The organism is Arthrobacter sp. LFS091, assembly GCF_047977885.1.
Classification (GTDB): domain Bacteria; phylum Actinomycetota; class Actinomycetes; order Actinomycetales; family Micrococcaceae; genus Arthrobacter.
In genome coordinates, this window is sequence record NZ_JBFPFP010000001.1 from 256295 (window position 1) to 281528 (window position 25234).

Here is a 25234-nt window from a genome sequence, read left to right on the forward strand (position 1 = left end):
GGGACGACGAAATCACGAGTGTCTGGGGCTGACCGATTGCGCAATGCAAGGACCCTGCCTCAAGCCGTATACGGCGCTGTGACGATGCTGGTGGTTTCAGGCATCGTCACAGCCTGTTCGCCCGTGGACCACGTTCCGCCCGCGCCAACGTCAACGCCGAGCCTTCCTGTTGTCGATCGCGCAGCAGGAGCAGGTGCGCGGGCGGTCCTCAATGACGCCACTGGAGAGGTAGCGCTCCCGATGAGTGCCTACTGGTACTCCGACCGGGAGAATACCCTGGTCAATTCCGCGGTGGCATTCCTTGTCTACGACTGCGTCGAGCACGCCGGATACACCGTGGCACCATGGGGCGGCGACGGGAAAGGACTTCAAGACCGCCGTTACGGGCAGTGGTCCAAGATGCTGGCCGCTAAGAACGGTCAAAAGCCCGAGATCCGTAAGATCCCCGGCGTGATGCCGGAACAGCCGGCCAGACCTGCCTTGAGCCCGGAGCATCAGCGGGCAGAAACCACGTGCATGAACGCTGTAGGACGGGCCGGGTTTCCGGAGCTCCTTGAGGGGCTGGCCGGTGACCTGTCTGTCCAGCAACAGATAACTCAAAATGCTGTCGGGCTCACAGAGCGTGATGCTGAGTACGTCGAATATCGCGAGGCCTGGCAGCGATGCCTCGCCTCGAAAGGATTGAAGCTCAGGGCCGGTGATACCTGGACCGTCGAGTCGAGCGGGTTAACGGAGGATGAAATCCGCGTTGCACTGCTTGACGTTGAATGCAAGGAATCCAGCGGGGGCGCACGCAAGCCGTACGACATCTTTGCGCAGTACCAGGCAGCCCAAATGAAGGATCACCAGGCAGAACTGAACGCTTTGGCGGAACAAAAGAGCGCTGCGGTGGAGAGGGCCAGGCAAGTCCTCCGCGATCATGGCGTGGCTGATGCCCGACTCTGAGACGGCACTCAGCCGCCGTGCCATGACGCGCGTGCCACGATGGTGGTTGCTTCTGTCCTGTGTCGCGCTGGTGGTCGCAGGCTTGGTCGCAGCTTACTGGGCCGGATCGGCTGCAGCGGCGTCCGCGGGGCCACACTACGAGCCCCCTGCGGAGATTCCCGTCTCTGCAACTGTCCAGAAGCGGGCGGTGAACCAGCAGGCCATCCTTACCGGCAGGGTGGTCGCCGGGGCAACGTCCGCTGTCCGGGCCAGCCTGCCTGAGGGTACAGACAGGCTGATTCTCACATCAACGCCGAAAGCCGCAGGGGACAGCGTAGCTCCCGGGGAACTGCTCGCCGTCGTATCCGGCCGCCCCCTCCTGATGATCCAGGCCAGCGTGCCGCTATACCGCGACATCAAGCCCGGCGATGCGGGCATGGACGTCCAAGCGCTGCAGCGGGCCTTGGTCGGGCTCGGTCTTGATGTGAAAATCAGTGGCATCTTTGATCAGCCCACGCAAAGCGCCTTGAAGACCTGGTACGGCAACGCAGGCTTCGAGGCCCCTTCACCGCTGGAATCTGTTTCCGCGGCCACGAACGGCGGCGGCAAATCCTTGGAAGCTTCGACCGTCATGTTTTCCTGGCGGGAATTTGTGCAGGTTCCTGGTGACACAGGCAGGATCGCCTCCATGGCCGCCGTCGGAACGCTGCTGCCGGAGGATGGTGTCGTGGCCCATATTGCCATTGCTGAGGACACGATCGTGGCGAGGGCGAATCTTCTTCAAGCCAAGGATTTCGCAGTGGGCGCGCCGGCCACCGTCAGGGCAGGCTCCGCAAGCATGGATTCCTCGGTAGCCGCGGTCAGTGCCTTCGTAGAAGGAGATGAGAGCAAGAACGAAGTCCCGGGAGTGGACATCACCCTGCCCATACCCGCCGGAGCCCAGGGACTCAGTCCTGAACAGTCTGTGACCGTGACCTCGGGAAGTGTTCCTCCTGAATCGCTGGCGGTACCGCTTATCGCGATCCGACAGGAGAACGGCATAGCAAACGTCCAGCTCAGCGGCCCTGATGGCCCACGCCGGATCGACGTGACCGTTACGGCACAAGCCGACGGTTGGGCCGCCATAGACGACGGCGGCGGCCTCGCCGTGGGAGATTCGGTCCTGCTGCCATGAGCGAAGGAGAACATCAGCTACAGCCGCACGACGGAAGGCCGCTCCTTTCCCTGCGAAATGTGGGCCTGCATTCCCGGGCGCCAAAGTCCTGCAGGAGGTGGACCTCGATGTCCACCCAGGTGAATTCCTTGCGATCGTGGGCCCATCGGGTTCCGGAAAATCCACGCTCCTGAACATCCTTGGACTCCTTGATACCCCCAGTTCAGGCACCTATCTCCTCCACGGCGAGGACATTGCAGCAGTCCGGACCAAGCAGCGGGCCGAGCTGCGGGGGAGAGTCTTTGGTTTCGTCTTCCAGGAGTCGAACATGGTGGGCCGGGACTCAACGGCCCGTAACGCAGTACTTGGACTCAGGGCGCGGGGCATTGCTCCGAAGACACAGGCACAGCTGCTGGTGCCGGCCTTGCGCAGGTTCGGGTTGGAGCACCGCAGGAACACACCGGCTTCGACGCTCTCCGGGGGCGAACGTCAACGCCTTGCCATGGCGAGGGCCGTCATTGGAGCTCCCGAGGTGGTGTTGGCTGATGAACCCACGGGCAGTCTCGACTCTGCCAATGGGCAGATCGTTGTGGACCACCTCCGAGAGCTTCATCGGTGCGGCACGACCGTCATCCTGGTCACGCACGATCCGGGCCTTGCTGCCTCGGCGGACAGGATCGTGACCATGCAGGATGGCTGGATCGTCGGTGATACCGGCAGTTGCGAACCAGCAAGGACCGCTGCAGGCACGGATCCTGCCCCGGCCGGCCACCGGCCCGGTCTGGTGAGGCGCCGTCGTCATGAAATCGTCGACCTTACGGCGGATGCACTCTCAGCGCTGACACTTCGCCCTGCCAAAGCCCTCCTCCTGGTTCTGGCGTTCCTGTTGGGAAGTGGTGGTCTTGGGGCGGCCGTAGGACTCAGTGAAAGCGCCGCCATCAAGGTTTCGACCCGCCTGGACGTCGAAGCCCACGACGAGGTCAAAGTCTCCAGGAAAACCGGGTATTCATCCTGGGAAGCGGTGCGGAGCGACGTGTCGTCGGTGCTGGCGTTACCGGGGGTGGTTGACGCTGGTGTGGTGGCAGACCTTCCAGCCAGCGAGGTGCAGCCATCGACGTTCCGTCCGGGGTCCCTGCCGGCACCGGATGCTTTCAACGGTGCCGTCCGTGTGGCGGATTCCGCCTATCTGCGGACACAAGGAGTAGCTGTCCGGTACGGTGACACAGCGTTGCTTGACCAATCGTTCGGAAGGCCCGTGGCCCTCATTGGCCTGGATGCTGCCCGTCAACTGGGCGTCGGAAGGCCAGGACCCGGCGTCGTGCTCTGGCTGTATGGCCAACCCGTGCCCGTGGTGGGACTCATCGAAGAACCGGGCCGCGATCCTGTGCTCTCGGGTGCCGTGGTGGTGGGCGTTGGTTCCTACCCGATGACGTCGAAAATGGCAGCGCAGGTGGTGGTGCGTACCCAGCCCGGAGCGCCTGCTGCCATAGCTGAAGCGCTGCCGAAAGCCCTGGATCCCGCAGCGACAGATACTGTCGACGTACAGACCGTGGCCGACCTGAGGGACCTCAAGCACGGCATCAACACGGACCTCGGACGACTGGTGGCGATAGTTTCGGTGATCCTGCTTGCCATCGCCAGCCTCAGCGCAGGAACAACGATGTACGTGGGCGTTCTTGCAAGGTCGGCCGAGATTGCCCTCAGGCTCGCCCTGGGGATGCGGAGAAGCACCGTAGCGGCCATGTTCCTGGTGGAGGGGGCAGTAGTGGGCGTCCTCGGGGGTGCTGCAGGGGCAACCGTTGGTATCTTCGCGGCGTTGGCCTATGCCTCCAGCGAAGGTTGGGTGCCGATCCTCCCCGATTACACGGCAAGCTGGGGAATCCTGGCCGGACTGCTCAGCGGAATTCTCTCTGCGGTCTACCCTGCAGTGATCGCCTCACGGGCCAACCCGGCCCAATTGATCCGAAGCTAGCGCACCGGGCTGGACGTCGCAATGTCGGCGGCATTGGTGGCGGCGCTCATCAGGACGGCCGCACCGAACATGTGCGCACCCACAAGCAGGGCCGGAATACCGTTGTAGTACTGCGTGAAGCCGATCACGGCCTGGAGCAGTGTCACCCCGAGCAGCAAGTACGCTGCAGTGCGGAAAAGCCCCGGTATGCGGTGGCGGATTACCAGGTAGATGGCGAAGAGGGTGCCGCCGGTAATGAGGTACGCAGGCACGGCGTGGATATGCGAGAAAAGATCCCAGTCAAGGTCGTTGCGTGGCGCGTCTGCGTCGCCGGCGTGCGGCCCGGCACCTGTGACCACGACGCCCAGCATGACGGAGAGAGCAGAGAACACAGCAACGGCAAGCATGAGCGGACGGGCTACGCTTGGCAGCGCCGGCAAGGTGCGGTTCATGAAACGGCCCGTCCGGCCGTATGCCCGGTTCACCAGGAGTGTCGCAAAGACAACCAGTGCCATGGACACCAGGAAGTGCAGACCCACCACCCAGGGGTTAAGCCCGGACAGGACAGTGACTCCGCCGATGATGGCCTGCGCCGGGATGCTTGCCAGCAGGCCCAACGCCAAAAGGAAGAGATCGCGCCGTTCCTTGCGGAGGTTCCACAAGTACACCAACATGAGCGCGGCGACGGCCGCGAGGGCGAATGTCAGGAGTCGGTTGCCGAACTCGATGAATCCGTGAACTCCCATTTCAGGAGTGTTCACCAGCGAGTCGCTGGTGCACCGCGGCCATGTGGGGCAACCCAGGCCGGAGGCAGTGAGGCGGACAGCGCCGCCGGTGACAACCAGGACGGTCTGCCCGATAAGCGAGAACAGGGCCAGACGGCGGACAGTCGTGTTGACCTCGGTCGGCAACTTGGACGTCAGGCGCTGGACGGTTTTCGGAAGGCGCGAAGCCGTGCTCACAGTTTTCTCACTTCTCAGTTCTGCTTGGTTGGTTGATTCCGGGCCGGGTCAGTTCCACTTGAACCAGCGGATGGCGGCGGCACCGGCCAGTACCGTCCACAGGAGGAGGACCAGGACGGCGGGCAGGGCGACTGTACCGTGCAGGAACGCTTCCCGCATGGCCTCTCCCAACGCTCCGGATGGAAGGTAATGCACAATGCTTTGCACCAGGGCGGGGAGGCGTTGGGCCGGTACGACGATTCCACCCAGGGCGCCGAAGAGTATCCACACCAGGTTGGTGATGGCCAGGGTAGCCTCCGGGCGAACTGTGCCGGCCACCAGCAGACCCAATGCAGTGAAGGACGCAGCGCCAAGTACCAGCAAGCCAAGTCCAGGAAGCCAGGCTTCGGGCCTGGGCTGCCACCCCAGGAAGCCCGCAACGGCCCCCACCACCAGGACCTGGAGTACCAGGACCACCAGGACTGCCAGGACCTTTCCGGCAATCAACCCGGTTCGGCCGAGGGGAGTGGTGGACAGGAAACGGAGGACGCCGTATCGGCGGTCAAAGCCCGTTGCGATGCCCTGGCCGGTGAAGGCCGTGGACATGGCGCATAGGGCCAGGATTCCTGGAGTGGCAACATCTACCCGGGAACCGCCAAGGCCGTCGAGCAAGGGGGTAACAACCAGTCCCACCAGCGCCATTAGCGGCAGGACGATCGCGAGGATGAGTTGCTCCCCGTTGCGGAGCATGGTGATGGTTTCGTAGCGCCCTTGCTGCATGATCCTGCGGGGCAACGACGCCGGCCCGGCGTTGGGTGTAAGCAGTTTGCTCATCGGACGTCCCTTCCGGAGATGTCAAGGAACACGTCTTCCAGGCTGCGGGCTTCCAAGCGCAGCGAGGCAGGCATGATGTTCCGCTCTGCCCACCAGGCCGTCAAGGCAGCGAGGTCCTTGGGAGTGAGTTCCCCGGTTACCGAGTAACTGCCCGACCGGCTCTCGCTGACCCGCAACGCCCCGCCAAGGACGCCTGTGAAGTCCAGGCCGGCGGGAGCGTCGAAGTACAGGGTCCGCTCAGCAATGCTGGCCTCAGTGCCGTGGTCGTGCCGGAGGAGATCGGCAACAGTACCCTCCACGACGTTATGGCCGCCGTCGATGATGTAGACATAATCCGCAAGGCGTTCGGCGTCGTCCATGAGGTGCGTCGTCAGGACGATCCCCATACCGGCGTCGCGAAGTTCCGCAATCAGGTCGAAGACCACCTGCCGCGACTGCGGGTCGAGTCCCGCGCTTGGCTCATCCAGGAACAGGATCTCCGGATTTCCCACCAAAGCCGCTGCCAACGCCAGTCGCTGCTTTTGGCCGCCGGAGAGCCGACGCACGGTGGTGCGGCTGAACTGGTCGATTCCGAGGCGCTGCACCAGTGCGTCGATGTCCATGGGGTTTTGGTACATGCCGGCAATGTGCCGCAGCAACGCGATGGGACGGGCCGACGGCGGCAGGCCACCATCCTGGAGCATCACGCCTACGCGGGACCTCAGCTGGGCCCCCGCTGTATCCGGGTCCTCACCGAGCAGGGAAATACTGCCACCGGTCCGCCTCTGCAGGCCCTGGGCACACTCAAGCGTGGTGGTCTTGCCGGCACCATTGGCCCCAAGCAGGGCAGTCACCTGACCGCGCTCAGCCGACAGGGACAGCCCGCTGACTACCCGGAGCATCTTGCCGTCAAGGGAGGCCAGGGGGCCTACATCCTTAATTAGTCCGTCTATGGTGAGGACAGGGGAATCGGGTGATCGCACCAGAGTATTCTACGGGAAGTAGTACGGTCACACTTGGCGGGCAGGCGTAGGTCAGTCTTGCCTTACTGGATGCATGAAACAAATTACGACATGATTGTGTTGTGTATTCCATGAGCAGTCCAGTTTCCATGCCCCTAAAGCGGCATGCTGCAGCAGCAGGGGCACCCGTTGCCGCGCCTGCGTTGCCGGACGCGGATGACCGCACCCGTGACCGTGTCCTCAGCGCCGTGCTTGAGAACGGACCCGTGAGTGCCGCCGAGCTCGGCGACCTCCTCGGTTTTACCCCCGCCGCTGTTCGCAGGCACCTTGACCACTTGGAACGCTCCGGCGTCATCGAGGTCAAGCGGGTAGCGAAGGCCGGGTCAGGCGCCGGCCGCCCCGCACGCCGGTACGTGCTCAGCTCCCAAGGACAGTCCAAGCTCGGCGACGACTACCTGAACATCGCCAGTTCCGCGCTCCGGCGCCTCCAGGAGCTGGCCGGTGAAGACGCGGTCCGCGAGTACGCAGAAGAGCGCTTCTCGGATATGGAACGCCGGTACGCCCCGGAAGTGGAAGCAGCAGGGGACGACATCACAGCCCGGGCCCTGGCTTTGTCAACGGCCCTGAGCCGCGACGGATTTGTTGCCTCAGCACATTCCATCGAAGCCAAGGCACCCCTGCCGGCGGCATTGTCCAGCGTGCAACTCTGCCAGGGACATTGCCCCATCCAGCGCCTCGCTGCTGAATTCCCCGTTTTTTGCGACACCGAAACCAAGGTCTTTTCCCGTCTGGTCGGCGTCGACGTCCGGCGGCTGTCTACGCTCGCGCAGGGCGGACATGTTTGCACTACCCACATACCTACCGGGCGCTTGGCTGCCACGGTGCCTACAGGTGCCGAAGAGCAGTCCGTGAGTCCGTACCAGGAATCAAACAACCAGCAAGAAAGGCCGTGATGACGGACCAAATAGCAGAGAAAGCGGTAGCCGACGGCACTGTGATCTCGGAGATTCTGGAGAAGAATCCCGAACTGCACGGTATCGGAAACTACGAGTACGGCTGGGCCGACAAGAACGACGTAGGCGCCAACGCCCGTCGTGGCCTCAACGAGGAGGTCGTCCGCGACATCTCCTCGAAGAAGAACGAGCCCGAATGGATGCTCGATCTGCGCCTTAAAGGCCTGAAGTACTTCGACCGTAAGCCCATGCCCACCTGGGGTGCAGACCTCTCCGGCATCGACTTCGACAACATCAAGTACTTTGTGCGTTCCACCGAGAAGCAGGCGGCAACGTGGGAAGACCTTCCGGAAGACATCCGGAACACCTACGAGAAGCTCGGCATCCCCGAAGCTGAGCGCAGCCGCTTGGTATCCGGTGTCGCGGCTCAGTACGAATCCGAGGTCGTGTACCACCAGATCCGTGAGGACCTGGAAGCCCAGGGCGTCATCTTCCTGGACACCGACACCGCGCTGCGCGAGCACCCGGAGATCTTCCAGGAGTACTTCGGAACCATCATCCCTGTGGGCGACAACAAGTTCGCTTCGCTGAACACGGCCGTGTGGTCCGGCGGTTCCTTCGTGTACGTGCCCAAGGGCGTTCACGTGGACATCCCGCTGCAGGCCTACTTCCGCATCAACACGGAAAACATGGGCCAGTTCGAGCGCACGCTCATCATCGCCGATGAAGACTCCTACGTTCACTACATCGAAGGTTGCACGGCGCCGATCTACACCTCGGATTCCCTGCACTCGGCTGTCGTGGAGATCATCGTGAAGAAGGGCGCCCGCGTCCGCTACACGACCATCCAGAACTGGTCCACCAACGTGTACAACCTGGTCACCAAGCGCGCCATCTGCGAAGAGGGCGCCACCATGGAGTGGATCGATGGCAACATCGGTTCCAAGGTGACCATGAAGTACCCGGCCGTCTACCTCGTTGGCGAGCACGCCAAGGGTGAGACGCTGTCGATCGCCTTCGCAGGCGAGGGCCAACACCAGGACACCGGGTCCAAGATGGTTCACATCGCTCCGAACACCAAGAGCTCCATCATTTCCAAGTCCGTGGCCCGCGGTGGCGGCCGTGCAGCTTACCGCGGCCTGGTCCAGGTCCGCGAGGGCGCCAAGCACTCGGCCAACACGGTCCGTTGCGATGCCCTCCTGGTGGACACGATTTCCCGCTCGGATACGTACCCGTACATCGACATCCGCGAGGATGACGTTGTCATGGGCCACGAGGCCACCGTTTCCCGCGTCAGCGAAGAGCAGCTCTTCTATCTGATGTCCCGCGGCATGCCCGAAGACGAGGCCATGGCCATGATCGTGCGCGGCTTTATTGAGCCGATCGCCCGTGAACTCCCCATGGAGTACGCCCTTGAGCTGAACCGCTTGATTGAACTGCAGATGGAAGGGTCCGTCGGTTAACAATGACTGATATCACAACAGAAAAGGCGCGCATCGGCGCGCCCTCGGCCCAGCCGTTTATCAACGGCTTCACCGAGGAAGGCGAGAACCTTTCGCCCGTCAACACCGGAACGAACACCAGCACGACGTCGGAGCAGCCTTCCGCTGGTCCGCTCGGCGGCGCTTCGGCCAAGAGCCACTCGCATGGTGGCGGCGTGGGCATCCCCGACAGCTCCCGTGCCGGCCGTCTCACCTCATACAAGCTGGCTGACTTCAAGCCGTTGAACGGCCTTGAGGAAGACTGGCGCTTCACCCCGCTGAAGCGCCTGCGCGGCCTCCACACCGAGGTGCTCAACGGTGCAGCTCCCACTGTCAGTGTCACGGCGCCTGCCGGCGTCGTTGTTGAGACCGTGGGCCGCGACGACAAGCGCATTGGCCAGGCAGCCATCCCGGAGGACCTCGTGTCCGCCAATGCGTGGGAAAACTTTGCCGAAGCAACGGTTGTCACTGTCCCCGCCGAACTGCAGGCCGAAAGCGAAGTTTCGGTCCTGGTCACAGGCGCCGGAGAGGCACCGTCAGCCCAGCACATCGTGATTGTGGCGGAGCGCTTCTCCAAGGCTGTCGTTGTCCTTGACCACCAGGGCACTGCCGTGGTGTCCGAGAACGTCGAGATCATCGTCGAAGACGGTGCTGAACTGACAGTGATCTCACTCCAGGAATGGGCTGACACCGCTGTCCACGCGTCATCACAGCAGGCGAAAATCGGCCGCGATGCCAAGTTCAAGCACATCGTGGTCAGCCTTGGCGGCGACCTCGTGCGTGTCACGCCGTCCACCCGCTTCACCGCACCTGGCGCCGACGTCGAGATGTTCGGTCTCTACTTCGCCGATGCCGGGCAGCACCTGGAGCAGCGCCTGTTCGTTGACCACGCCGTGGCCAACTGCAAGTCGAGGGTCCTCTACAAGGGCGCGCTGCAGGGTCGGAATGCCCACAGCGTGTGGGTCGGCGACGTCCTCATCCGCAAGGAAGCAGAAGGCACTGACACCTACGAGGCCAACCGCAACCTGGTCCTCACCGATGGCGCCCGCGCAGACTCCGTGCCAAACCTGGAAATCGAAACCGGTTTGATCGAGGGGGCCGGCCACGCCAGCGCCACCGGCCGTTTCGATGACGAGCACTTGTTCTACCTGATGGCCCGTGGCATTCCCGAAAAGGTTGCCCGCCGCCTGGTGGTCCGGGGCTTCCTCAACGAGATCATCCAGCAGATCAAGGTCCCGGCAATCGAAGAGCGCCTGACCGCGGCTGTTGAGCGCGAACTCGCCGCGACCGACAACTAAGACAGGCCAGGCAGGACAACCATGAGTGAAGAAACCAAGGGCGAACTGGTATGCAACGCCAATGACATCCAGGTCAAGCAGGCGCTGCGCGTCCTGATCGGTGACTACCCCGTAGCCATCGTGAGGGACTCGATGGGCGAAATCCACGCCATCGGCGATACCTGCTCGCACGCCGACATCTCACTGTCCGAAGGTGAGGTTGAAGGCTGTGCGATCGAGTGCTGGGGACATGGTTCCCAGTTCGACCTGCGCAGCGGCCAGCCCCTCCAGCTGCCTGCCTATGACCCCGTCCCGGTTTTCGCCGTCACCATCGATGGCGACGACGTCTATGTGGACGTGACCAACGTTGTGAACGGTGCATCGGTAGATAACTACTGAGCACCCAGTACCGCCAGACTTACGAACGAAAAGAAAGAAGAGCATGTCAACTCTTGAGATCAAGGACCTGCACGTCAGCATTGAGACGGAGCAGGGCACCAAGGAGATCCTGAAGGGCGTCAGCCTGACCATCAAGACCGGTGAAACCCACGCCATCATGGGTCCCAACGGTTCGGGCAAGTCCACCCTCGCCTCCACCATCGCCGGCCACCCGCGTTACACGGTCACGAGCGGCACCATCACCCTGGACGGCGAAGACGTCCTGGAGATGAGCGTCGACGAGCGTGCACGTGCAGGCGTTTTCCTGGCCATGCAGTACCCGGTAGAGGTTCCCGGTGTGACCATGACCAACTTCCTGCGCACCGCCAAGACAGCCATCGACGGCGAAGCGCCGGCTCTTCGCACCTGGACCAAGGACGTCAAGGCAGCGATGCAGCAGTTGCGCATCGACGCTGACTTTGCCCAGCGCAACGTCAACGAAGGCTTCTCCGGTGGCGAGAAGAAGCGCGTCGAGATCCTCCAGTTGGAACTCTTCAAGCCGAAGTTCGCCATCCTCGACGAGACCGACTCCGGCCTTGACGTCGACGCCCTCAAGGTAGTGTCCGAGGGCGTTAACCGCGCGCACGAAGAGGGCAACATGGGCACGCTGCTCATCACCCACTACACGCGTATCCTGCGCTACATCAAGCCTGAATTCGTCCACGTTTTCGTAGACGGCAAGGTTGTTGAGGAAGGCGGCCCCGAGCTCGCCGACCGTCTCGAAGAAGAGGGCTACGACCGCTACGCTCCCGGCGCCGGCGTAGCCGTTGCCCCTGCCGTGCAGGCCTAGTTAGGATCATTCCATGACCGAAATCAACGCGGCGCGCACCAGCCTCGAGGACGTCGAGGAAGCGCTCAAGGACGTCATTGACCCGGAACTTGGCGTCAATGTAGTGGACCTGGGGCTTCTGTACGGGCTCAAGTATTCAGACGAAGACGGCGCGCTCCTGATCGACATGACACTGACAACGGCGGCATGCCCGCTGACGGACGTGCTTGAAGAGCAGGTAGGCAAGTCGCTCGACGGCGTCGTTGATGACTGGCGCCTGAACTGGGTATGGATGCCGCCATGGGGTCCCGAGCGGATCACCGACGACGGCAAGGACCAGATGCGGGCCCTCGGCTTCAACATCTGATCAGCATGTTTCACCCGCTCGCAGCGGGAAAAGAATGGTTCCGGGCAATGTGCCCGGAACCATTCTTTTTGTTAACAGCGAAAGTCCTAGGGAGCGGCAACTCCGAAGGTGTCGCACTTGTTGATGTCACCCGTGGTGTAGCCCTGATAGAACCACTTCTGGCGTTGTGCACTGGAACCGTGCGTCCACGATTCCGGGGATACCCGCCCGGTGGCCGCTTTTTGAATACGGTCATCGCCGACGGCGGAGGCGGCCGACAGGGCGTCCTGCAGGTCCTGCTCGGTCAGGGGATCCAGGAACGGCTTACCGCTGGCATCGGTTTGCGTTGTGGCGTGCCGGACCCACAATCCTGCGTAGCAGTCGGCTTGCAGTTCCACCCTGACACCACCGGACTGGGGACCCTGCGGGTCCTGCTGTGCCTTGTCGAGGTTGCCCAGGAGATTCTGCACATGGTGTCCAAATTCGTGGGCCACCACATACTCCTGCGCCAGGGGTCCGCCCGAGGAGCCGAAGCGTGTCACCAGTTCATCGAAGAAGCCGGGATCGAAATAGGCTTTCACGTCCGTGGGGCAGTAGAAAGGGCCCACATCCGTTGTGGCGGGGCCGCAGCCAGTGTTGGTTGCTTGGCTGAAAATGACAGTCCCGGGGCGGGAATACTTTACGTTGTACTGGGCCAGATATGTTGGCCAAAATGCATTGAGGCTGTTCACCGTGCCCGTGATCCGGCAATCCAGTCGCTTGTCGGCGTCGGCGCCTGTTTGGCACTCCTGGAGGCCGCCCGCGCCCGCGGTACCGCTTTCGATGGCAGGCGGTTGGGTACCGGCGCCCGTCAGGTCGCCCAGGATGCTGGGGTTGATCCCGAAAAGGGCCAGGAGCAGCACCACAATGCCGCCACCGATTCCACCACCGATCTTGGTTCCGCGGCCCATCCCGCTGCCACGTCGGTCTTCCACCTGGGAAGGGTCAAGCTGTGCGCCGTCATTGAAACTCATACAGTCAGAATAGACGTCACTTTTGGTGCTTGGTGTTGGACACTGCCGTAAAATTGGCTGGATGCCTTTCCTGGACAAACTTCAGCTCTGGGCCGATGAGCGCCCACATGACACCGCAGTCGTCGTGGGAAATGCCGGGCTCACCTGGGCCGGACTCCGCGATGCCGCAGCAGCGCTGCTCGGCACTGCGGGAGCCACCACTGTTCTTGCCGAACCCAACTCATTGCGGTTCGTGGAACGTTATGCGGCGGCCGTGGCCGGGGAACGGCGGTGTGCTGTCCTGGATCCGCAATGGCCGGCCCACATGGTCGAGGAAGTCTCGGCGCGCATCCTGGATTCGGGCTCCGCGGAAGGTACGGGGTTGGAAGACGGCGATCCTTCCAGCACGTTCCTCATCGGCCTCACCTCGGGGACGACGTCCATCCCGAAGGCCTTCACGCGTTCGCGCAACTCGTGGCAGGCGTCCTTCGAAGCATCCATAGAGTTCTTTGGCCTCACAACATCGGACCGGACATTGGCCCCGGGACCATTGTCAGCCAGCCTTAACCTGTACGCCCTCTCGGAGTGCCTGTACGCGGGAGCTGCCTTCCACACGCTTGACTCCTTCGACGTGGGTGAAGCACACTCCGCCATCAGCCATGACGGCATCACGCGCCTGGTCCTTGCACCCACCATGCTGCGGCTGCTCAGCGAACGTGGCCTTGCGGGGGACGTTGACGCATCGGGCCTTCGAAGCATCATTTGCGCTGGTTCAAAGTTGGACGCCCGCACCTTGGAAGCTGCCCGGCGATGGGCCCCGCATGCCGCAATTTACGAGTACTACGGCGCCTCGGAGTTGAGTTTCGTGTCCGGTACCCGGCTCCCTGCGGGCGAACGGCTCGACGCTGGCGGCACCGGCATTGGCAAGCCGTTTCCAGGCGTGGAACTGCGCATCCTGGATGACAAGGGCCGGTCCCTTCCCGACGGCCGGCACGGAAATATCAGCGTGCGCAGTGCAATGGTCAGCAACGGCTACCTGTGGGGTGATGACGGGCAGGCCCTGCGATGCCTGGACGGTTGGTACACCGTGGGTGACCAAGGCTATGTGGAGGACGGGATCCTCCACATTCTGGGGCGGCGCTCAGACATGATCCTTACTGCCGGCAAGAACGTCTACCCCCACGAGGTGGAGCTTGCCCTCGCCTCGGTTCCGGGGATAGAATTGGCTGTTGCTGCCGGGGCGCCTGACGATATCCGCGGGCAAAAGGTGATTGCCGGCGTCGTACCTGCCTACGGCGCCGTCACCGCGACGCAGCTGCGTACCGGATTGGACGGACTGCTTGCAAGGGACAAATGGCCGCTGCAATTCTTCGTGCTCGCGGAGCTGCCCATGACGGACCGGGGCAAAATCAGCAGGGGTGTCCTTTTGGACTGGATCAAGAACCACGACCCGCGGGCGCAGCCCCTTGGCTGACGCAGCACCCATGAACGTGCAGGCGGACGAGTCCCTCCAACCGGTGATCATAGCGGCGCTCCGTACCCCCATTTGCCGCGCCAATGGCCAAGTGAAGCACTTCCGCGCGCCGGACCTCCTGGCGCCGGTGATCCGTTCGTTGGTTGAATCGGCGGGCGTGGATGCCGCCGCGGTTGACGACGTCATCATCGGCAACGCGGTGGGCGGCGGGGGAAATGTGGCGCGGTTCGCCGCGCTGCAGGCCGGTTTGCCAATCTCGGTTCCTGGACTCACGGTGGACCGGCAGTGCGGCTCGGGACTGGACGCCATTGCGTTGGCGTCCCGGCTGGTGGCAGCCGGCGGCGACCCCCTCTATATTGCCGGTGGCGTCGAAAGCATCAGTACCGCTCCCGCCCGGGCCAACAGGAACGACGACGGCGGCCTGGACTTCTACTCGCGCGCCACCTTTGTGCCAATGCAGTACGGCGACCCTGATATGGGGGTGGCCGCCGAAAACGTGGCACGGGAATGTGGCGTGTCACGGGAACGGCAGGACGACTACGCACTCCGCAGCCATCGGAGGGCGGTCAGCGCCGCCGAAGACGGCAGGTTCGTGAGCGAGATGGTCTCCCTGGCGGGCCAGGAAACGTCGGTGACCCGCGATGATGGTCCCCGCCCCTCGCTTCGCGCGCCGATGATGGCGCGGTTCCCTGCAGCCTTCGTGCCCGGAGGAACAGTCACCGCAGGGAATTCGTGTTTCGACGCGGACGGTGCCTCCGCCGTCGTCGTTACCTCCCTCAAGCGCGCACGGGCCATGGGCGCGAAGGACGGCTTGCTGGTTTTGGGCTGCGATACCAGCGGTGTAGATCCGGAACTGCTGGGCGTCGGTGCTGCCTACGCGGCCGAAAAGCTCCTGTCGGAACTCAAAGTGGAACCGGACGACGTCGACCTCATCGAATTCAATGAAGCGTTTGCCGCCCAGACTATTGCTTGCCTGGACCACCTGAGGATCGCGCCGCAACGGGCGAACCTGGACGGTGGAGCCTTGGCGCTGGGCCACGCCTACGGTGCGTCGGGGGCGGTCCTGGTGACTCGCCTCCTGGCCCAGGCGCGCCGCCGGTACCTTCAGTCGAGGGAGTCGCCCTTGGGGCTGGCAATGATCAGCATCGCCGGCGGCATGGGAACAGCGGCACTTATGCGGTACTCAAGGCTCTAGCGGGTCTTCCGGCTCACCCAGGCCGCGGGCAGCCAACGCATCGCCCGTCTGCCGGGCGTACGCCACGGTAGTGATGAAGACAGGGAGCACCAAGGCCCGGGGGTTGCGCTCCAGGCCACGGGCCCGGGCTGAGTCGCGCACATCGGCGAAAGCTCCGGCGATGAACGGGATGCTCCGAAGCATCACGGCGATGGTCAGGGCAAAGCGTTCGGGGTCGGCTCCAAAGCGCCGGAACGGCTTGGCCAGTGAGACAACGCCATCCAGGAGCTCCTGCACCGGAGTGGTAGCCGAGAGCACGGATGCTGCCACCACGCACACCAGGATATTGAGGACGATCCGGGCCGCCGTGGATCCTCCGAGTTGCCACCACTGGAACAATCCAATGACCAGCACGATGGGCGCCACCATCCGGATGGCTCCGGCAAGTCGCCGCAGGCCTGCTCCGCTGAGGAGGAACAGGCCACACATGATGCAGAAGACCACCAGGGAAACGGCCCAGTCGACCACCAGGAAGGATACTGCCCCGCAGGCGGCCACCACCAGGAATTTCAGCAACAGGGGTGCGCGATGGATCACGGACTTCCCGGGAACGTAGTTGGCGATCAGGAAACCATGACCCCTCACCTCGGCACGTCGCCTGTCCTGCTTCCGGTCGGAAGCTCGTCCAACGCCGCCGCGCAAAGCATCCGGTACCGTGCGACGCCTTCTTCCGCATCGCCGTCGAACACTATCCGGCCCGACTCGACAACCAGGACACGGTCCATGTCCATCGCCAGGTCCAAATCGTGGGTGGACATGATGACCTGCTGGTCCAGGCCTGCGATGGTGCGGCGAAGGAGCTCCCGGTTGCGCAGGTCCAGCAGCGTGGATGGTTCGTCGAGGACCAGTACCTTGGGGTCAACCGCCAGGACGGCCGCCAACGCCAACAACTGCCGTTCTCCGCCGGAAAGTTCGTAAATGCTCTGGTCGGCCAGGCCCAGGAGGCCGAAACGGGTAAGGACTGTTTCGGCCCGGGCAGCGCGTTCTTTGGAGTTCTTGACGGAACGGCGGAGTGAAAGCTCTACGTCTTCACGGCCCGTCGGCATGACCAGCTGCGACAGGGGATCGGTAAACACGAAACCCACGTTTCGCCGAACCCTTCGAACGTTTGCCACGGTGTCATCGCCGTGGACTACGATCCTGCCCTCGCTGGGTGCAACCAAGCCATTGAGCAGGCGCAGCAGTGTGGACTTGCCGGAACCGTTGGCCCCTATGACGCCAATGCGCCGCTCAGTGAGCTCCAGCGAAATGTCATGCAGCAGGGTCTTGGCAGTGTCGCTGCCGTCGACCGAAACGCGTACCGACACGCCGTCGAAATGGATGGAATTCATGCGGTGATAGTTCCTGGCCTACTTGACCCGACGGACCAGGACATCAGGAAAGGCCTTGTGGATAGCAAGTGCAATGACCACGGCCAGCACGTTCTTGAGGATGTCTCCCGGGTAGAAGGCAAGGTCGGCAACGAAAGCCTTGCCAAAGTCGAGTTTGCCGTTCACCATCATGCCCAGTACACCGAGTCCGTGGATGATGACGACGCTGCTAACCATGGCGGCGGCGAAAAGCCACAGCCCCCGGTACTTCACCGTCCGGCGGATCACGACGGCGGCCAGGTAGCCGGTAGCGGCAGCGGCCAAGGGGAAGGCCACAATGTAGCCTGCGGAAGGCGTCGCCAGGATCCCCAAGCCGCTGCGTCCACCACTGAAGATGGGCAACCCTGCCAGGCCGAGCAGGACATAAAGCCCGACGGCGGCGAACCCGCGTCCAGCACCCAACACCAGTCCGCTAAGCATCACGGTGAGGGTCACCAAGGTGATCGGGACTCCCAATGCTCCCACAGGGATTCCGGGGACGATCGAGGAGGCTGCGACGAGCGCTGCGAAGACAGCGATAAGTCCGATGTCAGTAGCGGTCCATCGCCGACGGGCGGGTGCAGTAGTGAGCTGCGCTGTGGCAGAGTCGGTCTGGCTCATGAAGGGTCCAATCAGGTGTGATGCGATGCGGTGTGTGCGGAACTTCCCCCTGCCTTCGAGGGTACGGACGTCACGGGACCCTCATTTTGGAGCCTTCCCACAACGCACGCCGCGGATTCTTTGAAGGGTGCCGCAAAATTTCGCTGGGCGGGCAAATGCCAGTCCCCGGCCGGGGTACCGGTAGACTTGAACAGGCTGTTCTCACAGCCCACCCCGCCGCAGCTGTCAGGCTCCGCACCTGACCGGGCCCACCGGTCCCCGCAGGCGTTCCCCATTGAAAGGCATCACCCGAATTGATTACCGTCCAGGACCTCGAACTCCGCGCCGGCGCACGCCTGCTCATGGACCAGGTTAACTTCCGGGTGGACAAAGGGGACAAGATTGGCCTCGTTGGGCGCAACGGTGCCGGCAAAACCACTCTGACCCGCGTCCTCGCAGGCGAAGGGCTCCCTGCTGGGGGCAAGGTAACCCGCAGCGGTGAGATCGGCTACCTGCCGCAGGATCCGCGGACGCCTGACATGGAGCAGCTCGCCCGCGACCGCATCCTCTCCGCCCGTGGCTTGGATGTCGTGGTGGGCAAACTCAAGAAGGCACACGAGGACATGGCCAGCGAGGACGCCGCCGTCCAGCGCAAAGCCATGGGCCGTTACGACCGTCTCGAAGCAGAATTCCTGGCAGGCGGAGGTTACGCTGCCGAAGCCGAAGCCGCGGCGATCTCCTCCAACCTGGCGTTGCCGGACCGCCTCCTGAACCAACCGTTGAAAACCCTCTCCGGTGGACAGCGCCGCCGCGTGGAACTGGCACGAATCCTTTACTCCGACGCAGAAACCCTGCTCCTGGACGAACCCACCAACCACTTGGATGCCGACTCCATCACCTGGCTCCGGGACTTCCTGAAGAACCACCAGGGCGGCCTGATCGTGATCAGCCACGACACGGACCTGCTCGAGGCCACCGTCAACAAGGTCTACCTCCTTGATGCCAACCGCGCCCAGATCGACTACTACAACATGGACTGGAAGCGCTACCTGCTCCAGCGTGAAACGGATGAACGCGCCCGCAAGCGCGAACGCGCCAACGCAGAAAAGAAGGCCCAGGTCCTGATCGACCAAGCGAACAAGATGCGGGCCAAGGCCACCAAGGCAGTAGCAGCCCAGAACATGGCCAAGCGTGCCGAGCGGCTCCTCAGCGGCCTGGAAGCTGTCCGTGAGAACGATCGCGTAGCAGCACTGCGCTTCCCGGATCCTTCACCGTGCGGCAAGACCCCGCTCACGGCCGAAGGGCTTAGCAAGTCCTACGGCTCGCTGGAAATCTTCACTGATGTGGACCTCGCCATCGACCGTGGCTCCAAGGTGGTTATCCTGGGTCTCAACGGTGCCGGCAAGACCACCCTGCTGCGCATGCTCGCCGGAGTCGACAAGCCCGACACAGGTGACATCATCCCCGGGCACGGCCTCAAGGTGGGCTACTACGCCCAGGAGCACGAAACCCTGGACGTTGATCGCACCGTTCTCGAGAACATGCGCTCATCGGCGCCGGACATGAAGGACGCCGAAGTCCGCGGCATCCTGGGTTCATTCCTCTTCTCGGGCGACGACGTCGACAAGCCCGCCGGTGTGCTCTCGGGTGGAGAGAAGACGCGCCTGGCCCTGGCCACCATCGTTGCCTCCAGCGCCAACGTTCTGCTGCTGGACGAACCCACCAACAACCTCGACCCCGCCAGCCGCGCCGAAATCCTGGGCGCGCTCAAGAACTACAGCGGCGCCGTCGTCATGGTCAGCCACGACGAAGGTGCCGTGTCGGCGCTGAACCCGGAACGCGTAGTGCTGCTTCCGGACGGCGTTGAGGACCACTGGAACGAGGACTACCTGGACTTGATCACGCTGGCGTAAGCGTCGCCTAGCGGACCTGCAAGGGTTCGGCGTTGGTGACGCGCGCCAGCTCTTGGTAGCTGATGGAGAACATGGAGTTGTGGTCTCCGGCTCCTGCCCAGAGCAGTGGGTATTCCCGCAGCGAACTGTCCAGGATGGTTCGGAGTTTCTTAGGGTGGCCCACTGGGGCTACACCTCCTACTTCTTGGCCGGTGTGCTCCAGCACGAATTCCGGTGTGGCGCGGCGGATCTTACCCGTACCCAACTGTGCTGCAACCAATGCTGTATCAACCTTGGCGGCGCCGCTGGCAAGGATCAGCAGGGGAGCGCCGTCGAGCTCAAAGATCAGGCTGTTGGTGATGGCGGCGACGTCGCAGCCCAACACGGAAGCAGCGGCGGCCGCCGTCGGAACCTTGTCCTCGAAGATTTGCACCGTGTCCGAAACTCCGGCGGCAGTCAGGGCTGACTTTACGTTCAGTACAGGATCCGGAATCATTCAGTAACCTTGGGCATCAAGGATGGCGTCTTCCTCTTCTTCGGACGTGGGCCTCTTGTTCTTTCGCGCCGCCGGGGTGCGGGGCTTGGGTGTCCCGCCGGCGGCAATGATCCCGTCGTCCTCTTCCTCTTCGGCGTCGATTGCCGCGTTGCGGGCCTGCTGGCGTGCGGCATAGCCGAAACCGATGAACATCAGAACACCGAAAGCGAACCACTGCAAGGAGTAGGAAAGGTGCGTACCCTCTTCCGTGGCCGGCTTCGGGAACGGCGTGGGCATCGGTTGCACCGCAGGGTCCTCACTGGCCAACTGCCCGTAGGCTCCCGTGGCGATGGGGTACGGGAGTTCTTTGGCGAAGCCGGCAAGGTCGATTGAAGCGAGCTGCCCATCCACGGCGCCGCGGTCAAGCTTCGGCTCGGCAGGTTTCAGCCGGGCCACTACGGTGACTTCGCCCGCCGGAGGAGCCGGCACGACGTCGGGTCGGCCGGGCGTATTGTTGCCGATCGGCAACCAGCCACGGTCAATCACCACGGTCTCGCCGGTGGTAAGCCGGAAGGGAACCACGACGTCGTAGCCCGGCTGGCCATTCAGCGGACGGTTACGGACAACGCGCTGCCCGTCGAGGTCGTAGCTGCCCCGTAGCCGGACCTGTGTCCACTCGCGTTCGGGGTCCAGGGCACGGAACTGGTCACTGATCTCAGAGAAAGGGATGGGGGTCGCTGAGTAATTGCTGACCACGCGGTTGATTTCGGCAAGGGTCTCGGCCCGGCGGTCCATTTGCCAACGCCCCAGGAAGACGCATGCGGTGGCAAAAATCACGGCCAGGACAAAATACCCCAGCCATTTGCTGGAGAAAAGGAAACGGTACATTCAGCCGGCCTCGTTCGCAGGGTCCTGGTGGGCCACGAAGGGCACGGTTTCCTTCCACAGGCCGCGGGTCTGAAGGTAGTCCTCCAGCCACTCCCGGTGTTCCCCGCAGGAGAGCCACACTTTCCGCCGCTCCGGAGTATGGATGCGTGGGTTGTTCCACAGAAGCTGCCACTCAGCACCGGCACGGCATCCCTTCCTCGAGCATGTCGCCGGTCCCTGGGCCTGTCGGAATTCCTGGTCAGACAGACCAGGTCCGCCGAGGCTAAAGATATTCATGAAGTCGCCTGTTCATCGCCGGGTTTCCCGGCCTCGCTTGCTTCGCCACTGGTGTGTTCGGCACTGCGGGACGGCGGATCATCATCCACCAGCTCGCCTTGGAGCACCGTTGGCGTGTCTGCGGATCCATCGTCCGCAGCTTGGTATGGCCTTTCGATTTCCGGCACCGCCACGTAATCCAGGAGGGACTCGCTGTGGACCTCGGCCTTGTCGCTGCCATTGGCGATGACGACGGCAATCCAAGGAAGGAAGACAGCACCTGCAATGGCGATGATCTTAAACCAGCCGTCCACCACAAAGATCAGGATGATGCAGACCATGCGGATTCCCATGGCGATCGCATACTTGGCCATGCGCTGGCGCATGTCCTCGGAATGGCCAGCTGCCGCATCGGTGATGCTGTGGACTTCGGGGTCGCCGGAAACAGCGTCCGGATCTCCGGGCACTTGCTGCAGGGGACTGCTTCCTGGGGTCACAGTTGAATCATCACGCTCCAAAGGCCTCTTCCAATTCTCTCACCAAGCCGGTAGCCACCCAAACCGCGGACGGCCCTTGTTGCCCGCCGGTTGCTGCGTACGGCGGATAAGATCAACAAAGGAAAATCCCTGTCGCAGCGGCACCGAATGCCGCGGAACCTGGAGCACATGTATGTCTGAAGCAGTATCGGCCCCCCGCAGCGTCCTCATCACCGGCGGCAACCGCGGCATCGGCCTGGCCATCGCGGAATCGTTCCTCGCCAACGGTGACAAGGTCGCCGTCACCTACCGCAGTGAAACAGCACTGCCTGAGGGAATCCTGGGCGTCAAAGCCGATGTGACCGATGAGGCGTCGATCGATGCTGCATTCAAGATCGTCGAGGAAGCCCACGGTCCCGTGGAGGTCCTGGTGGCGAATGCCGGGATCACCAAGGACACCCTTCTGCTCCGCATGAGCGAGGAGGACTTCACGTCGGTCCTGGACACAAACCTCACTGGCGCATTCCGCGTCATCAAGAGGGCGTCCAAGGGCATGATCCGGCTGCGGAAAGGCCGCGTGGTCCTTATTTCGTCGGTGTCCGGGCTCTACGGTGCACCTGGCCAGATCAACTACTCCGCCTCCAAAGCCGGCATGGTGGGCATCGCGCGGTCGCTGACCCGTGAACTCGGCAGCCGCGGGATCACGGCGAACGTAGTGGCTCCGGGCTTCATCAACACGGACATGACTGCCGAACTGCCCGAAGAAACACAGAAATCGTATCTGGCCAACGTTCCGGCCGGTCGCTTCGCGGAGGCATCCGAAGTAGCCGACGTCGTTCGCTGGGTAGCCAGCGACGAAGCCGCCTACATCTCAGGTGCTGTCATCCCGGTGGACGGCGGACTGGGAATGGGCCACTAGCCACGACGGCAGTTTTTTGTCCGGGGGCGACAAAGGCTTTGGTCCGTGCCACTGGCAAGATGGAAACCGAGCCCACGGAATTTGGATGAAGTGAACAAAAGGAGCACGAATGGGAATGCTGGATAACAAGACCGCGATCGTCACGGGGTCTTCCCGTGGAATCGGAGCGGAAGTTGCCAAGATCCTCGCTGGCGAGGGTGCCGCCGTCGTCGTCAACTACCGCCAAAAGGCGCCCCGCGCCAACAAGGTTGTAGCTGACATCCAGGCGGCAGGCGGCCGGGCTGCGGCTGTGGGAGCGGACCTCACCACGGACGAAGGCGTACACGCCCTGGCCAGCACGGCGATGGAGGAATTCGGCTCCTTGGATATCCTGGTGCTCAATGCTTCGGGCGGCATGGAGTCGGGCATGGAGGAAGGCTACGCGCTCAAGTTGAACCGCGACGCCCAGGTCAACATGCTCAATGCCGCTGTGCCGCTGATGCCGGAGGGCTCGCGGGTTGTCTTCGTAACCAGCCACCAGGCCCACTTCGTGGAAACCGTGCCCACGATGCCCGAATACGAGCCCGTTGCCAAGAGCAAGCGTGCCGGCGAGGACGCACTGCGCGCCCTCCTGCCGAATCTGGCCGACAAGGGGATCTCCTTGGTGGTCGTTTCTGGTGACATGATCGAAGGAACAGTGACTGCCACCCTCCTGGACCGTTCAAATCCAGGTGCCATTGAAGCCCGCCGCGCCGAAGCCGGAAAGCTCTACTCCGTTCAGGAGTTTGCAGCGGAGGTTGCCAAAATGGTTACCGCAGACGTGGAATCGGGACACACCGAATACGTTGGCGGCTCTGACTACTTCAACAAGTCAGGCGAGTAGCAGCAGTAGATCGCCTCATACGGAACGGCCCGGGACAGCGTCCCGGGCCGTTCCGCTTTAAGTCTCCGGCTGCATTTCGGGGTGGAACAATGATCGATGACAATTAGATAAATATCGCCCAAAACCGCGTCACGAATTATAAAGATCTGTTTGCGCTTTTATTTTTGCATTTGTTCCGGGCGTCTGATTGACTCTGAAAAGCGCCTCCTTCGAGGCTCGTCACTCATTAGCGGTACCCATGCCAAAGCCGCTGGACTCACACGGTGCGGCTCATACAGGAGTTTCTTTGGACTTACTACTGCATGCGGATGATATCCATGCGTCCTATGAACAGCGCCAAATCCTCAGAGGGGTCAGCCTTTCGCTGAATCGCGGCGAAATTCTCGGCATGATCGGAACCAACGGTGCCGGAAAAACAACGCTCATGGGCGTCCTCGCAGGGACCCATCAACACCAGGCCGGCCACATCATGCTGGCGGGCGAGAAGTATCGGCCCGAGTCCGCAGAGGAAGCGTGAGCGTGCGGCGTCGGGCTCATCCCACAGAACTTCCGGCTGGACCCTGAATTGACCATCGCCAAGGCAATCTTTCGAGGAACATTCCAGGCCGGCAAGCGCCATGAAGAACTCCGTGGCCGGGCCGCCGAACTCATCCGGGACATCGGCGTCACCATGGATCCGGACGCCAAGGTGGGCACCCTGATCCGCGCCGAGCAGGCTCTTGTGGAAGTTCTCAGGATGGTTGCCGAAGAAGCCCAGTTGGTCATCATGGACGAGGTTGCCGCGTCACTTCCGGACCACGATGTTGCCGTCCTTCATCAGGTCCTGCGCATGCTGACCAGGCAAGGCCGCGCAATTATCTACATCACCCATCGCCTGGATGAGGTCCGTTCCATCGCCCACCGCATCGCCGTGCTCAGGGATGGCAGGGTCCATAAAGTCCTGGAAGCCAGCCAGACCAACGTAGACGAACTGGCGTTCCTGCTCCTCAATCACGAGTTGGAGGGCAACGTCAGGCCCACCGGGCGATCAGACACGGGGGAGGCCTTGCGCGTGGTCGACCTTAGCGTCGATGACGCCGTGCGGGGAGTCTCCTTTGACGTCTCCAAGGGAGAGTTTTTCGGCCTTGTGGGAACACATCGCTCCGGCGTCTATCAGCTGGTCGAGGCATTGGCAGGCGTACATCCAAGCACCTCCGGCGAGATCCGTATCCGGGGTGAGCGCGTGGAGATCCGCGGGATCCACGACGCAGCGAGGCTAAAGATCGGTTACCTCTCAGATACGGCCGAATCGGCGCCGACCGATGCCAGCATAACGGAAGGCCTTCAGAGCAGCGGCAGCCCGAGCGGGGACCTGGAGGAAGAGATCGCCACGTTGAGGAGCGTGGTTGAGGTGGTTCGCCGCATGCGCATCAACACCACCAACATCCACGGTGCCTTGGACACTCTTTCCGGAGGTGACCGGCAAAAGGTGCAGCTGGCCAAATGGATGAGTGCCGGCTGCGATGTGCTGATTCTCAGCCACCCCAGCCGCGGCATCGACATTGGCGCCAAGGAAGTCGTCTACGAGATGCTGAGCGAACTCAGCGAGCTCGGGGTCGCGATCATTCTGTTGTCGTCGGATTTGTCGGAGTTGGTTGGCTGGTGCCACCGGATCGGGGTGATGCGCGATGGCGAGCTGGTCACCATTGAGGCCAATGCCAACACGAACGAGGACGTCCTGGTCCACCACATGCTGGGCGTGAAGTTCGAGTCGGGGACCAGAGACGCGCGGCGGGTCATGACCTGATCCGCAGCCGGTTATCCGGAATAG

The 25234-nt window shown here is 62.8% G+C and carries 27 protein-coding genes; 16 read left to right on the top strand and 11 right to left on the bottom strand.

Going from position 1 to position 25234, the window contains the following annotated elements; translation table 11 throughout:
• Positions 1-18 precede the first annotated feature (18 nt).
• The 3 genes from ACNQOP_RS01190 (at position 19) to ACNQOP_RS01200 (ending at position 4049) form a co-directional block, all read left to right on the top strand.
• A complete protein-coding gene (locus tag ACNQOP_RS01190) occupies positions 19-945 on the top strand; it encodes a hypothetical protein (RefSeq protein ID WP_416403059.1) in 927 nt (308 codons plus the stop codon).
• The gene (locus ACNQOP_RS01195) at positions 932-2098 is read left to right on the top strand and encodes a hypothetical protein (RefSeq protein ID WP_416403060.1); all 1167 of its coding nucleotides are present in this window, start codon (positions 932-934) and stop codon (positions 2096-2098) included. Before ACNQOP_RS01190 ends, ACNQOP_RS01195 begins: the two co-directional genes overlap by 14 nt.
• Before the next feature lie 97 nt (positions 2099-2195).
• Positions 2196-4049 carry an ATP-binding cassette domain-containing protein gene (locus ACNQOP_RS01200; protein WP_416403061.1) on the top strand — a complete coding sequence of 618 codons (1854 nt, stop codon included), beginning with the start codon at positions 2196-2198 and terminating at the stop codon, positions 4047-4049.
• Here ACNQOP_RS01200 and ACNQOP_RS01205 read toward each other — a convergent pair.
• Genes ACNQOP_RS01205 through ACNQOP_RS01215 form a run of 3 tightly spaced genes read right to left on the bottom strand, consistent with a single transcriptional unit; the run spans position 4046 to position 6765 of the window.
• A complete protein-coding gene (locus ACNQOP_RS01205; protein ID WP_284985659.1) occupies positions 4046-4990 on the bottom strand; it encodes a COX15/CtaA family protein in 945 nt (314 codons plus the stop codon). The two genes, ACNQOP_RS01200 and ACNQOP_RS01205, sit on opposite strands and share 4 nt — an antisense overlap.
• A gap of 48 nt (positions 4991-5038) precedes the next feature.
• Positions 5039-5803: an ABC transporter permease gene (locus ACNQOP_RS01210; RefSeq protein WP_257368132.1), complete on the bottom strand. Its 765-nt coding sequence runs from the start codon at positions 5801-5803 to the stop codon at positions 5039-5041.
• Positions 5800-6765: an ABC transporter ATP-binding protein gene (locus ACNQOP_RS01215; RefSeq protein WP_257368131.1), complete on the bottom strand. Its 966-nt coding sequence runs from the start codon at positions 6763-6765 to the stop codon at positions 5800-5802. The genes ACNQOP_RS01210 and ACNQOP_RS01215 overlap by 4 nt, the downstream gene beginning before the upstream one ends.
• Positions 6766-6875: 110 nt before the next feature.
• Here ACNQOP_RS01215 and ACNQOP_RS01220 point away from each other — a divergent pair, with 110 nt between their 5' ends.
• The 6 genes from ACNQOP_RS01220 to ACNQOP_RS01245 are packed head-to-tail and all read left to right on the top strand — an operon-like array spanning position 6876 to position 12029.
• Positions 6876-7697, top strand: coding sequence for a helix-turn-helix transcriptional regulator (locus ACNQOP_RS01220; protein WP_257368130.1), 822 nt, complete (start codon positions 6876-6878; stop codon positions 7695-7697).
• A complete protein-coding gene (gene sufB, locus ACNQOP_RS01225) occupies positions 7697-9160 on the top strand; it encodes a Fe-S cluster assembly protein SufB (RefSeq protein WP_011774792.1) in 1464 nt (487 codons plus the stop codon). Before ACNQOP_RS01220 ends, sufB begins: the two co-directional genes overlap by 1 nt.
• Before the next feature lie 2 nt (positions 9161-9162).
• The gene (gene sufD / locus ACNQOP_RS01230; RefSeq protein WP_257368129.1) at positions 9163-10476 is read left to right on the top strand and encodes a Fe-S cluster assembly protein SufD; all 1314 of its coding nucleotides are present in this window, start codon (positions 9163-9165) and stop codon (positions 10474-10476) included.
• 21 nt (positions 10477-10497) lie between these two features.
• Positions 10498-10854: a non-heme iron oxygenase ferredoxin subunit gene (locus ACNQOP_RS01235; protein WP_257368128.1), complete on the top strand. Its 357-nt coding sequence runs from the start codon at positions 10498-10500 to the stop codon at positions 10852-10854.
• 43 nt (positions 10855-10897) lie between these two features.
• Complete coding sequence (sufC, locus tag ACNQOP_RS01240; protein ID WP_257368127.1) at positions 10898-11683, top strand: Fe-S cluster assembly ATPase SufC; 786 nt, start codon at positions 10898-10900, stop codon at positions 11681-11683.
• A 13-nt stretch (positions 11684-11696) separates the two neighbouring features.
• Positions 11697-12029, top strand: a complete 333-nt coding sequence (locus tag ACNQOP_RS01245) for a metal-sulfur cluster assembly factor (RefSeq protein WP_018777579.1) — start codon at positions 11697-11699, stop codon at positions 12027-12029.
• Positions 12030-12115: 86 nt separating this feature from the next.
• On the opposite strand, the gene ACNQOP_RS01250 is transcribed toward ACNQOP_RS01245, so the two are convergent.
• A complete protein-coding gene (locus ACNQOP_RS01250) occupies positions 12116-13021 on the bottom strand; it encodes a neutral zinc metallopeptidase (protein WP_416403064.1) in 906 nt (301 codons plus the stop codon).
• A 61-nt stretch (positions 13022-13082) separates the two neighbouring features.
• Between ACNQOP_RS01250 and ACNQOP_RS01255 the strand changes: the two genes are divergently transcribed.
• A complete protein-coding gene (locus ACNQOP_RS01255) occupies positions 13083-14474 on the top strand; it encodes a class I adenylate-forming enzyme family protein (protein ID WP_416403065.1) in 1392 nt (463 codons plus the stop codon).
• Positions 14475-14484: 10 nt separating this feature from the next.
• Positions 14485-15669, top strand: coding sequence for a thiolase family protein (locus tag ACNQOP_RS01260; protein ID WP_416403250.1), 1185 nt, complete (start codon positions 14485-14487; stop codon positions 15667-15669).
• Here the strand turns inward: ACNQOP_RS01260 and ACNQOP_RS01265 are convergent.
• From ACNQOP_RS01265 to ACNQOP_RS01275, 3 genes are read right to left on the bottom strand one after another with little or no spacing between them, the layout of a single operon-like run.
• On the bottom strand, positions 15658-16293 hold the full coding sequence (locus ACNQOP_RS01265) for an energy-coupling factor transporter transmembrane component T family protein (RefSeq protein WP_416403066.1): 636 nt from the start codon (positions 16291-16293) through the stop codon (positions 15658-15660). The genes ACNQOP_RS01260 and ACNQOP_RS01265 overlap by 12 nt on opposite strands.
• The gene (locus ACNQOP_RS01270; RefSeq protein WP_416403068.1) at positions 16290-17039 is read right to left on the bottom strand and encodes an energy-coupling factor ABC transporter ATP-binding protein; all 750 of its coding nucleotides are present in this window, start codon (positions 17037-17039) and stop codon (positions 16290-16292) included. Before ACNQOP_RS01270 ends, ACNQOP_RS01265 begins: the two co-directional genes overlap by 4 nt.
• A gap of 18 nt (positions 17040-17057) precedes the next feature.
• The gene (locus ACNQOP_RS01275; protein WP_257368122.1) at positions 17058-17678 is read right to left on the bottom strand and encodes a biotin transporter BioY; all 621 of its coding nucleotides are present in this window, start codon (positions 17676-17678) and stop codon (positions 17058-17060) included.
• Between the two features lie 293 nt (positions 17679-17971).
• On the opposite strand from ACNQOP_RS01275, the gene ACNQOP_RS01280 reads away from it, so the two are divergent.
• Positions 17972-19570, top strand: a complete 1599-nt coding sequence (locus tag ACNQOP_RS01280) for an ABC-F family ATP-binding cassette domain-containing protein (protein WP_211712652.1) — start codon at positions 17972-17974, stop codon at positions 19568-19570.
• A 7-nt stretch (positions 19571-19577) separates the two neighbouring features.
• Here the strand turns inward: ACNQOP_RS01280 and ACNQOP_RS01285 are convergent, their stop codons facing one another.
• Genes ACNQOP_RS01285 through ACNQOP_RS01300 form a run of 4 tightly spaced genes read right to left on the bottom strand, consistent with a single transcriptional unit; the run spans position 19578 to position 21685 of the window.
• Positions 19578-20045, bottom strand: coding sequence for a YbaK/EbsC family protein (locus ACNQOP_RS01285; protein WP_416403069.1), 468 nt, complete (start codon positions 20043-20045; stop codon positions 19578-19580).
• Positions 20046-20912 carry an SURF1 family protein gene (locus tag ACNQOP_RS01290; protein WP_416403071.1) on the bottom strand — a complete coding sequence of 289 codons (867 nt, stop codon included), beginning with the start codon at positions 20910-20912 and terminating at the stop codon, positions 20046-20048. It lies immediately after the preceding gene.
• Entirely contained in the window at positions 20913-21188 is a 276-nt protein-coding gene (locus tag ACNQOP_RS01295) for a hypothetical protein (protein WP_416403072.1), read from the bottom strand.
• A complete protein-coding gene (locus ACNQOP_RS01300; protein ID WP_416403073.1) occupies positions 21185-21685 on the bottom strand; it encodes a DUF3099 domain-containing protein in 501 nt (166 codons plus the stop codon). The genes ACNQOP_RS01295 and ACNQOP_RS01300 overlap by 4 nt, the downstream gene beginning before the upstream one ends.
• Positions 21686-21836: 151 nt before the next feature.
• Between ACNQOP_RS01300 and ACNQOP_RS01305 the strand changes: the two genes are divergently transcribed.
• The 4 genes from ACNQOP_RS01305 to ACNQOP_RS01320 all read left to right on the top strand — a co-directional run bounded on the left by ACNQOP_RS01305 (position 21837) and on the right by ACNQOP_RS01320 (position 25210).
• Positions 21837-22562: a beta-ketoacyl-ACP reductase gene (locus ACNQOP_RS01305; protein ID WP_416403075.1), complete on the top strand. Its 726-nt coding sequence runs from the start codon at positions 21837-21839 to the stop codon at positions 22560-22562.
• A gap of 109 nt (positions 22563-22671) precedes the next feature.
• Positions 22672-23424, top strand: a complete 753-nt coding sequence (locus ACNQOP_RS01310) for an SDR family oxidoreductase (RefSeq protein WP_235521760.1) — start codon at positions 22672-22674, stop codon at positions 23422-23424.
• A gap of 238 nt (positions 23425-23662) precedes the next feature.
• Positions 23663-23941 carry an ATP-binding cassette domain-containing protein gene (locus ACNQOP_RS01315; protein ID WP_416403077.1) on the top strand — a complete coding sequence of 93 codons (279 nt, stop codon included), beginning with the start codon at positions 23663-23665 and terminating at the stop codon, positions 23939-23941.
• Between the two features lie 48 nt (positions 23942-23989).
• On the top strand, positions 23990-25210 hold the full coding sequence (locus tag ACNQOP_RS01320) for an ATP-binding cassette domain-containing protein (RefSeq protein ID WP_416403078.1): 1221 nt from the start codon (positions 23990-23992) through the stop codon (positions 25208-25210).
• Positions 25211-25234 lie beyond the last annotated feature (24 nt).

Coding starts and splice junctions, on each gene's coding strand:
- ACNQOP_RS01195 (WP_416403060.1), top strand. CDS start 932: ATGCCCGACTCTGAGACGGCACTCAGCCGCCGTGCCATGACGCGCGTG.
- ACNQOP_RS01210 (WP_257368132.1), bottom strand. CDS start 5,803: ATGAGCAAACTGCTTACACCCAACGCCGGGCCGGCGTCGTTGCCCCGC.
- ACNQOP_RS01220 (WP_257368130.1), top strand. CDS start 6,876: ATGAGCAGTCCAGTTTCCATGCCCCTAAAGCGGCATGCTGCAGCAGCA.
- sufB (WP_011774792.1), top strand. CDS start 7,697: ATGACGGACCAAATAGCAGAGAAAGCGGTAGCCGACGGCACTGTGATC.
- sufD (WP_257368129.1), top strand. CDS start 9,163: ATGACTGATATCACAACAGAAAAGGCGCGCATCGGCGCGCCCTCGGCC.
- ACNQOP_RS01235 (WP_257368128.1), top strand. CDS start 10,498: ATGAGTGAAGAAACCAAGGGCGAACTGGTATGCAACGCCAATGACATC.
- sufC (WP_257368127.1), top strand. CDS start 10,898: ATGTCAACTCTTGAGATCAAGGACCTGCACGTCAGCATTGAGACGGAG.
- ACNQOP_RS01245 (WP_018777579.1), top strand. CDS start 11,697: ATGACCGAAATCAACGCGGCGCGCACCAGCCTCGAGGACGTCGAGGAA.
- ACNQOP_RS01250 (WP_416403064.1), bottom strand. CDS start 13,021: ATGAGTTTCAATGACGGCGCACAGCTTGACCCTTCCCAGGTGGAAGAC.
- ACNQOP_RS01255 (WP_416403065.1), top strand. CDS start 13,083: ATGCCTTTCCTGGACAAACTTCAGCTCTGGGCCGATGAGCGCCCACAT.
- ACNQOP_RS01260 (WP_416403250.1), top strand. CDS start 14,485: ATGAACGTGCAGGCGGACGAGTCCCTCCAACCGGTGATCATAGCGGCG.
- ACNQOP_RS01270 (WP_416403068.1), bottom strand. CDS start 17,039: ATGAATTCCATCCATTTCGACGGCGTGTCGGTACGCGTTTCGGTCGAC.
- ACNQOP_RS01275 (WP_257368122.1), bottom strand. CDS start 17,678: ATGAGCCAGACCGACTCTGCCACAGCGCAGCTCACTACTGCACCCGCC.
- ACNQOP_RS01285 (WP_416403069.1), bottom strand. CDS start 20,045: ATGATTCCGGATCCTGTACTGAACGTAAAGTCAGCCCTGACTGCCGCC.
- ACNQOP_RS01290 (WP_416403071.1), bottom strand. CDS start 20,912: ATGTACCGTTTCCTTTTCTCCAGCAAATGGCTGGGGTATTTTGTCCTG.
- ACNQOP_RS01295 (WP_416403072.1), bottom strand. CDS start 21,188: ATGAATATCTTTAGCCTCGGCGGACCTGGTCTGTCTGACCAGGAATTC.
- ACNQOP_RS01305 (WP_416403075.1), top strand. CDS start 21,837: ATGTCTGAAGCAGTATCGGCCCCCCGCAGCGTCCTCATCACCGGCGGC.
- ACNQOP_RS01310 (WP_235521760.1), top strand. CDS start 22,672: ATGGGAATGCTGGATAACAAGACCGCGATCGTCACGGGGTCTTCCCGT.
- ACNQOP_RS01315 (WP_416403077.1), top strand. CDS start 23,663: ATGCCAAAGCCGCTGGACTCACACGGTGCGGCTCATACAGGAGTTTCT.